The following is a 7,474-nucleotide window of genomic DNA, read 5'->3' on the forward strand; positions in this document are numbered from 1 at the left end:
GGGCCTCGCTCGGTCGTGTATGGCCCGGCACCGCAGAGATCCTGGCGCCCACGGGCAACTGTGGAAGCGCATTAGCGCTGCGAATGCCTGCATGGAAGATGCTGCGCGAGTCGCAGTCCGCGGTGTCCGCCGTGAGCCGTTCTTCGACTACTGCGATTGCATTCCGCGTGACGCGTGGGCCGGACAGCGTGCGCATGGCACACTTCCCGCTCATCCCCAGCGAGAGCGTGCAGTGATTGGCCAACAGCGTGATCTGACATTTCGTTTCCTGGCCGAGCCCAGCGACGTCAACTTCGGCGGCAAGGTGCATGGCGGGGTGGTGATGAAATGGATCGACCAGGTCGGTTTTGCCGCGGCCAGTGGCTGGAGCGGACATTACTGCGTGACCGTTGCGGTGGGCGGCATTCGCTTCGTGGCACCGGTGCGCATCGGCGATCTGGTCGCGGTGTCGGCCAAGCTGGTCTACACCGGCCGCAGCAGCATGCATTTCGCCATCGATGTGCGTGCGCGCAGTCCGATGGGCGGCGACTCGCGCCTGTGTACCCACTGCATCATCGTGTTCGTGGCGATGGATCCGGACGGCGTCACGCCGGTGGAAGTGCCTTCCTGGCGTCCGGATACACCCGAAGACCAGCGCCTAGCCGAGTACGCGCTCAAGGTGATGGAGCTGAGCAAGGGCATCGAGGACACCATGGCCCATTACAAGGCCGACACCTCGCGGTGATCGACAGACTGCGCGGCCAGGAATTCTCCGGCCGGCAGCAGGCCAGTGGTGGATACATCCCGTGGTGCCCGGCTCGCTTTGCCGTGCTGGCAGCTGGGGCGCCAGTCATGTCGGAAGGGCCGCCACATGTCAGTCACATGACCGGTGGCCCGCCTGCATTGCGCAACACATAAAAAAAGACCGCGGGAATGCCGCGGCCTTCTGTCATCGACGCAGAGTACCCGGGGCGTTACAGCACCCGGCGCGCCTGGATGAACTTCTCGCTCCAGTAGCCACTGGCGAGCGAATCCACGCGCACGTCCTTGCCGCGGCTGGGCGCATGCAGGAACTTGCCGTCGCCGACTACCAGGCCGACATGATCGATGCGGCCGCGCTTGCCGAAGAACACCAGATCACCAGCCTTCAGTGCATTGGGATCCTTGATCAGCTCGGCCGATTCGTCGCGGGCGATGTCGCGCGAGACGCGCGGCAGGTCGATGCCGAGCGCGGTCTTGAACACGTAACCCACCAGGCCGCTGCAGTCGAAGCCTTCGGTGGATTCGCCGCCCCAGACGTACGGGGTGCCCAGCAGTGCCATGGCGCGCTGCAGGATCACCTGCACGCGGCTGTCGGCCACGGCGTTCTGCGCAGCGTTGGCCGCGCTCTGCGACACGTCGTAATTGGCAAGCAGGCGGCTGAGGTCGCCGGCGAACATCGCCGAGCGGTCCATCAGCGGAATGGCGTCGTTGGCAGCCAGGTGCGGAAGCAGGGCAGCCAGGGTCGCGGTGGCAGCGGCGTCGGCGCGGCTGCGGGTAGCGGCTTTCTCGGCGGCGACGACGCTGTCTGGCGTGGTCGTCTGCGGAGCGGATGAGGCGCCAGTGGCGGTTTGCGCCAGAGCGGGCAGTGCGGCAATCCAGAGAGCGGTAGCGCAAAGCAGGCGGAGCGGTTTCCGGAGCGGAAGCGGGGCGGCGCCAGGGTTGATCTGTTCGTCGTTCGTCACGCGGGAATCACAATTCTGCTGTCGATGCGGGATGATGCCCTGGTGAACGAATCGTTACGTTCAAAAAAAGTTAACTTTCCGTTTTATGACTTGTGATGAGCGTCACATTTCAGTGTAAAACCCGCTTCGAACCTGAATAATGGTCACGCCAGTAAGCTCCGTCGAGAAAATCCAAGCGGACCGTACCGCCGGTGGTCGGGGCATGCACGAAGCGGCCTTCTCCCACATAAATACCGACGTGGGTCACGCTGCCGCCCGCGCCGAAAAACACCAGGTCGCCTGTCGCCAGCTTCTCGGGTGAAATCCGTGGGCCCTGGATGGCTGCCAGTTCGCGTGAAGTACGTGGCAGCGACAGCGACAGGACGTCTTTATAGACATACGTGACCAATCCGCTGCAGTCGAAACCGGTGTCCGGCGTGTTGCCGCCGTACCGGTAAGGCGTGCCAACCAGGCCAAGGGCACGCATCAGGATATTGTTGGCGGCGGCCGGGTCGGCTGGCGGCACCTGCGGCCATACGCGCGCCGCAGGTGGCGGCGCGGATGGGCGGCGCACCGGGGGCTTGGTCGAACAGCCGCCCAGCAGGAGCAGGCCCAGCAGCAAACAGGCCGTCGCGCGGTGCGCGCGGACGGCGAAAACTGGCGTGATATGCATGGAGCCGGGATAATGGGCGGTTCGGAAGGTCGCCATGATGGCGGCGCACCCGGCGGCCGACAAGCCGTCCTCCACCCTCTGCCACCGGGCAGCCTCATTCAGAGCTACGCATGAAGATCGAAAAAGACAGCGTCGTCCGCTTCCACTACACCGTTTCGGAGATCGGCCAGGAGCCGATCGAGAGCTCCAAGGAACGCGATCCGTTGGCGATCCTGATCGGCCACGGCAACATCATTCCCGGCCTGGAAGCGGCCATGATGGACAAGGAAGCCGGCGAAAGCTTCGGCGTCGACGTCAAGGCCACCGAGGCCTATGGCGAATACCGCGAAGGCCTGAGCCAGCGCGTGCCCAAGAAGCACTTCGGTGCCACCAAGCTGGTGCCGGGCACGCAAGTGGTGCTGCAGACCAACTTCGGCCCGCGCGCGGTCACCGTGCAGAAGGTCGGCATGAGCGTGGTCGACGTCGACCTCAATCACCCGATGGCCGGCAAGGATCTGCACTTCGACGTGGAGATCATCGAAGTGCGCGAGGCCTCGCAGGAAGAGCGCGACCATGGGCATGTCCACGGCGACGGCGGGCACCACCACTAACAGTGGCGACCAAGACGGCTGCGCCGCCGCCAGGCGGGCGCGGCCGTTGCACGGAATCGGCACGTGCCGTGTCCACGCCGGTTCCTGTGCGCCGCCTACACCCACCTGCCGACCGCTCGCTACGTTTTTGTCAGCAACCTCAAACACCGCGAACAGTCCGCTTGCGCAGCCACTCGTGGGACGGCAGCTGATCTGGTGTTGCCTGCACCACGGCTGCATGCAGGGGGGGCGGTGTGGCGTGTGCTTGCCATCCGCTGCGTCATGTCTGGTTGACCGTCGCCGGTCACAGCCGTGGTTCCGACGGCCCGCCAACTGGCGGGCCGTTTGCGTTGTGCGCGGCGCCACCTTGTGTCCGAATGTCTGAGCTGCGATGACGTCACGCGACCTGCTGTCACCCATTGCCTTGCACGAGCGCATCGCCGTGCTGGATGTACTGCGCGGCTTTGCGCTGCTTGGCATCCTGCTGATGAATATCGAAGCCTTCGTCGGTCCGCTCGATCTTGCCATCAGTGGCGTGGAGCCGCACTGGCAGTGCGCCGACCGCATGGCCGATGCGCTGGTCTACATCTTCGTGCAGGGCAAGTTCTACACCTTGTTCTCGCTGTTGTTCGGCATGGGCTTTGCGGTGATGGCGCAACGTGCCGAACAGGCCGGGCGTGGCTTCTACGCGATGTATCTGCGCCGCACCGTAGGTTTGCTGGTGATTGGCCTTGTCCATGCGCTGCTGCTGTGGTCCGGCGACATCCTGGTGACCTACGCGTTGCTGGCGATTGTGCTGCTGGGCACGCGTGGCGCGCCGGCGATGGCATTGCCCTGGCTGGCCGGGCTGGTCTACGCCTGCGCGCCTGCGCTGGTGTTGGCGTCCGGTCTCGTCGGTGCGATGGTGCAGGCCGACCCGGCATCGGCGGTGGAGTGGAAGGCCGCCATGGCGGACGTGGCGCAGCAGAGCGTGGCCAATGTGCAGGCGCAACGTGCCGCGTTCGGCAGCGGTAGTTATCTACAGGCCACCGCGCAGCGCTGGCACGACCTGCGCCAGGCATTGAGCGGGCTCAGCATCAACGGCCCGGCCATGCTTGGCATGTTTCTGCTGGGCGGCTGGTTCGTGCGCAGTGGTGCGATCGCCGCACCCGAGCGTTTTCCGCGTCTGTTCCGCGCGTTGCGCTACGGCGCCTTGCCGCTCGGATTGGGCGTGATGCTGCTGAGTTACACACTGGCGCCGTGGATGGACCCGTCGGACCTGAGCATGCGCGTGTCTGCAGCGTTCGCATTGGCGCTGATTGCGGGGCCGTTGATGAGTCTGGGCTACGCAGCGTGGGTGATCCGCTTTGCATCGCACCTGGCCTGGCTGGCGCCTGCCGGGCGCATGGCCCTGAGCAACTATCTGCTGCAGTCGCTGCTGTGCACCTGGATCTTCTACGGCTACGGGCTGGGCTATTTCGAACAGCTGCCGCGCGTGTGGCAGCTGCCGTTCGCGGTGGGGCTGTTCGTCCTGCAGGTGGTGGCAAGCCAGGCGTGGTTGCATTGGTTCCGCTTCGGGCCGGTGGAGTGGGTGTGGCGCAGCGCAACCTATCTGCGGGTTCCGCCGATGCGGCGCGGCAACGCGCGCGGCCACTAGCACCCAATGGCTGGCGGGCGCGAGGACGTTGTGGTGATCGGCGCCGGCGCGATCGGGCTGGCCACGGCGTTGGCGTTGCTGGAGGCGGGCCGGCAGGTGCGTGTTGTCGATGCCGGGGCGCTGGGCGCTGCCACCTCGCACGGCAACTGCGGCACCATCACGCCCAGCCATGCGCCGCCCTTGGCGGCACCGGGCATGATCGCGCAGGCGCTGAAATGGATGCTGACGCCGGATGCGCCGCTGTACATCCCGCCGCGTCTGGACCCGGCGCTGTGGCACTGGCTGCTGCGGTTTGCGCGGCGGTGCAATGCACGCGACTGGCAGTCCAGTGCACAGGCGCGTGCGGCCTTGCTGCACGACGCGCGCCAGCGCCTGGACGACTGGGTGGCGCGCTATGCATTGGAGTGCGAGTTCCGCACCGACGGGCTGGATTATGTGTTCGGCGATGCGCGTCGCTTTGCGAAGTACCGCGACGAATGCGCGCTGCTGGCGCAGTGGGGAATCCAGGCACAGGTGATCGAAGGCGCCGAGTACACGCGGCAGGATCCGGCGTTCCGCGAGGGGATTGCCGGTGCGATCCACTTTCCGGGAGACGCGCATCTGCGCCCGGAGCGCTACACCGCCGAACTGGCCAGGGTATTGCGCGCGCAAGGTGCGCAACTCGATGAGCACTGTCGCGTGGAGGCAGTGGTTGCCGAGCCCTCGGCGGTCCGCGTGCGGACCGCACATGGCATGCTGCAGGCACGCGAGGTGGTGATCGCCACCGGGCCGTGGTCGCCGTTGCTGGCGGCACAGCTCGGCCTGCGTTTGCCGGTGCAGGCCGGCAAGGGCTATTCGATCACCTACAGCGCGCCACCCCTGATGCCGCGTCGTCCGGTGGTGCTGAAGGATCGCTGGGTGTTCGTGGTGCCCTGGCGCGACCGCTTGCGGATCGGCAGCACGATGGAATTTTCCGGCCACGACACCCAGCTCAATCCCACTCGCCTGGCAGCGCTGGAGCGCGCGGCGGCCGAGTATCTGCATGCGCCCCGCGGGCCGGCGGTGATCGAGCGGTGGTATGGATGGCGGCCGATGACCTGGGACGATGTACCGGTGCTGGGCGCACTACCTGGCCGTCCTCACGTCTGGCTCGCAGCCGGACATGGCATGCTCGGAATCAGCATGAGTACTGCAAGTGGACAATTGATGGCCGACCTGATCACGGGCCGCGCACCTGCGCTGGACCCGCATCCCTACCGGGCGGAGCGCTATACATGAGTGCACGTTACGACTACGACGTGCTGGTTCTGGGCGGCGGCTCCGGCGGCCTGGCCGCAGGATTTCGCGCTGCTAGGCATGGCGCACGTGTGGCGATCATGGAGCCGGGGGAATTGGGCGGCACCTGCGTCAATCTCGGGTGCGTGCCGAAAAAGGCCATGTGGCTGGCGGCAGATCTGGCCGGCAAGATCGAATTGGCCAGCGCACTCGGTTTCCACGTGCCGCGGCCGACACTGGCGTGGGAAGAGCTGGTCACGCATCGGCAGGGCTATATCGCCAACATCCACGCCAGTTATCGGCGCCGCCTCAACGAAGACGGCGTGGTGCTGATCCCGCAACGTGGCGTCCTGCAGGACCGCCATACGGTGATGGGCGGCGATGGCATCGCAGTGACTGCCGAGCACATCGTGATTGCAACCGGCGCGCATCCCGTGCGCCCGGACGTGGACGGCGCCGAACACGGCGAAGTGTCGGACGACTTCTTCAATCTCTGCCATGCACCGGCGCGGGTGGCGATCATCGGCGGTGGTTACATCGCGGTGGAAATCGCCGGCCTGCTGCAGGCCCTGGGCAGTCGTGTGCATCTCTACGTGCAGGGCGAGCGCTTGCTGGAGCGCTTCGATGCCGAACTCACCCTGCAACTGGCCGACAATCTGCGTCACCTGGGCGTACGCCTGCACTTCGGATTCACCACCACCGGCCTGGAACGCGATGCGCAGGGCGGCTTGCGCGTATATGGCCATCCAGTGCACCCCGGCGAGCAGGGCAACGACGTGTTCGACAAGGTGTTCTTCGCCGTGGGCCGGCGCGGCAATACCGCCGGCCTGGGGCTGGAGGCCGTTGGCGTGAAAGTGGGCGACAAGGGCGAGGTACTGGTGGACGATGCGCAGACCACCAACGTGCCCACTATCCACGCGATCGGCGATGTGGCGGGCAAGGTCGGCCTGACGCCGGTGGCGATCGCGGCAGGGCGCAAGTTGATGGATCGGCTGTTCGGCAATCAGCCCGATGCGCGCATGGATTACGAGAACGTGCCGAGCGTGGTGTTTTCGCATCCGCCGCTCGGCCATGTCGGCTTGACCGAAGAGCAGGCGCGCGCGCGTTACCCCGGTGCGGTACGCGTGTACTGCAGCAACTTCCGTCCAATGCTGCATGCATTGGCCGACGCTCCACAGCGCAGCCTGTTCAAGCTGGTCTGTGTGGGCGACAAAGAGCGCGTGGTGGGTGTGCACCTGCTGGGCGAAAGCGCCGACGAGATGCTGCAAGGTTTTGCGGTGGCGGTGAAGATGGGTGCGACCAAGCGCGACTTCGACGAGACGGTGGCAATCCATCCCACCTCGTCCGAAGAGATCGTGTTGATGCATTGAGTGGGTGTAGACGGTAGCCGGAATCAAGCCCCTGTCCCTGCGGGAGAGGGGCTGGGGTGAGGGTCGTTATCCAAGCGATGGGTCGGTCGACCTTGATCTGATGGTGCCCCCCGAACGACCTCATCAGCTGCATGCCAGGTGATCGTGGCTTGCGTGGTTGCGCCCGTACCCTCACCCCAACCCCTTATCTCTTGGCGATCTGCCAGATTAGGTGTCGAGAGGCGGCGTGGTCGACCGATAACCCCTTGGTCTTGCCGACCGCGGGAGAGCCAGCTCGCCACGCCGCAATC

Annotated in this window: 7 protein-coding genes and 1 other RNA gene; 6 read left to right on the forward strand and 2 right to left on the reverse strand. The window is 65.7% G+C overall.

Features of this window, described 5'->3' with window-relative positions; translation table 11 throughout:
* The first annotated feature begins 232 nt into the window (after positions 1 to 232).
* A complete protein-coding gene (locus tag A7D17_RS06190; RefSeq protein ID WP_064508296.1) occupies positions 233 to 724 on the forward strand; it encodes an acyl-CoA thioesterase in 492 nt (163 codons plus the stop codon).
* Positions 725 to 953: 229 nt separating this feature from the next.
* On the opposite strand, the gene A7D17_RS06195 is transcribed toward A7D17_RS06190, so the two are convergent.
* Both A7D17_RS06195 and A7D17_RS06200 read right to left on the reverse strand, forming a co-directional pair.
* Complete coding sequence (locus A7D17_RS06195; protein WP_425479578.1) at positions 954 to 1,616, reverse strand: C40 family peptidase; 663 nt, start codon at positions 1,614 to 1,616, stop codon at positions 954 to 956.
* Between the two features lie 196 nt (positions 1,617 to 1,812).
* Positions 1,813 to 2,355, reverse strand: a complete 543-nt coding sequence (locus A7D17_RS06200; RefSeq protein WP_064508311.1) for a C40 family peptidase — start codon at positions 2,353 to 2,355, stop codon at positions 1,813 to 1,815.
* A gap of 110 nt (positions 2,356 to 2,465) precedes the next feature.
* Between A7D17_RS06200 and A7D17_RS06205 the strand changes: the two genes are divergently transcribed.
* From A7D17_RS06205 to gorA, 5 genes are all read left to right on the forward strand, one after another.
* Positions 2,466 to 2,945 (forward strand): FKBP-type peptidyl-prolyl cis-trans isomerase, encoded by a 480-nt coding sequence (locus A7D17_RS06205; protein WP_039406090.1) that lies wholly within the window; start codon positions 2,466 to 2,468, stop codon positions 2,943 to 2,945.
* Positions 2,946 to 3,006: 61 nt separating this feature from the next.
* Positions 3,007 to 3,081, forward strand: a non-coding RNA gene (locus A7D17_RS06210) — sX9 sRNA.
* Positions 3,082 to 3,315: 234 nt separating this feature from the next.
* Positions 3,316 to 4,560 (forward strand): DUF418 domain-containing protein, encoded by a 1,245-nt coding sequence (locus tag A7D17_RS06215; RefSeq protein ID WP_064508298.1) that lies wholly within the window; start codon positions 3,316 to 3,318, stop codon positions 4,558 to 4,560.
* A gap of 6 nt (positions 4,561 to 4,566) precedes the next feature.
* Positions 4,567 to 5,817 carry an NAD(P)/FAD-dependent oxidoreductase gene (locus tag A7D17_RS06220; RefSeq protein WP_064508299.1) on the forward strand — a complete coding sequence of 417 codons (1,251 nt, stop codon included), beginning with the start codon at positions 4,567 to 4,569 and terminating at the stop codon, positions 5,815 to 5,817.
* Positions 5,814 to 7,184, forward strand: coding sequence for a glutathione-disulfide reductase (gene gorA, locus A7D17_RS06225; protein ID WP_064508300.1), 1,371 nt, complete (start codon positions 5,814 to 5,816; stop codon positions 7,182 to 7,184). Before A7D17_RS06220 ends, gorA begins: the two co-directional genes overlap by 4 nt.
* Positions 7,185 to 7,474: the final 290 nt, after the last annotated feature.

The organism is Xanthomonas floridensis (assembly GCF_001642575.1).
GTDB lineage: Bacteria > Pseudomonadota > Gammaproteobacteria > Xanthomonadales > Xanthomonadaceae > Xanthomonas > Xanthomonas floridensis.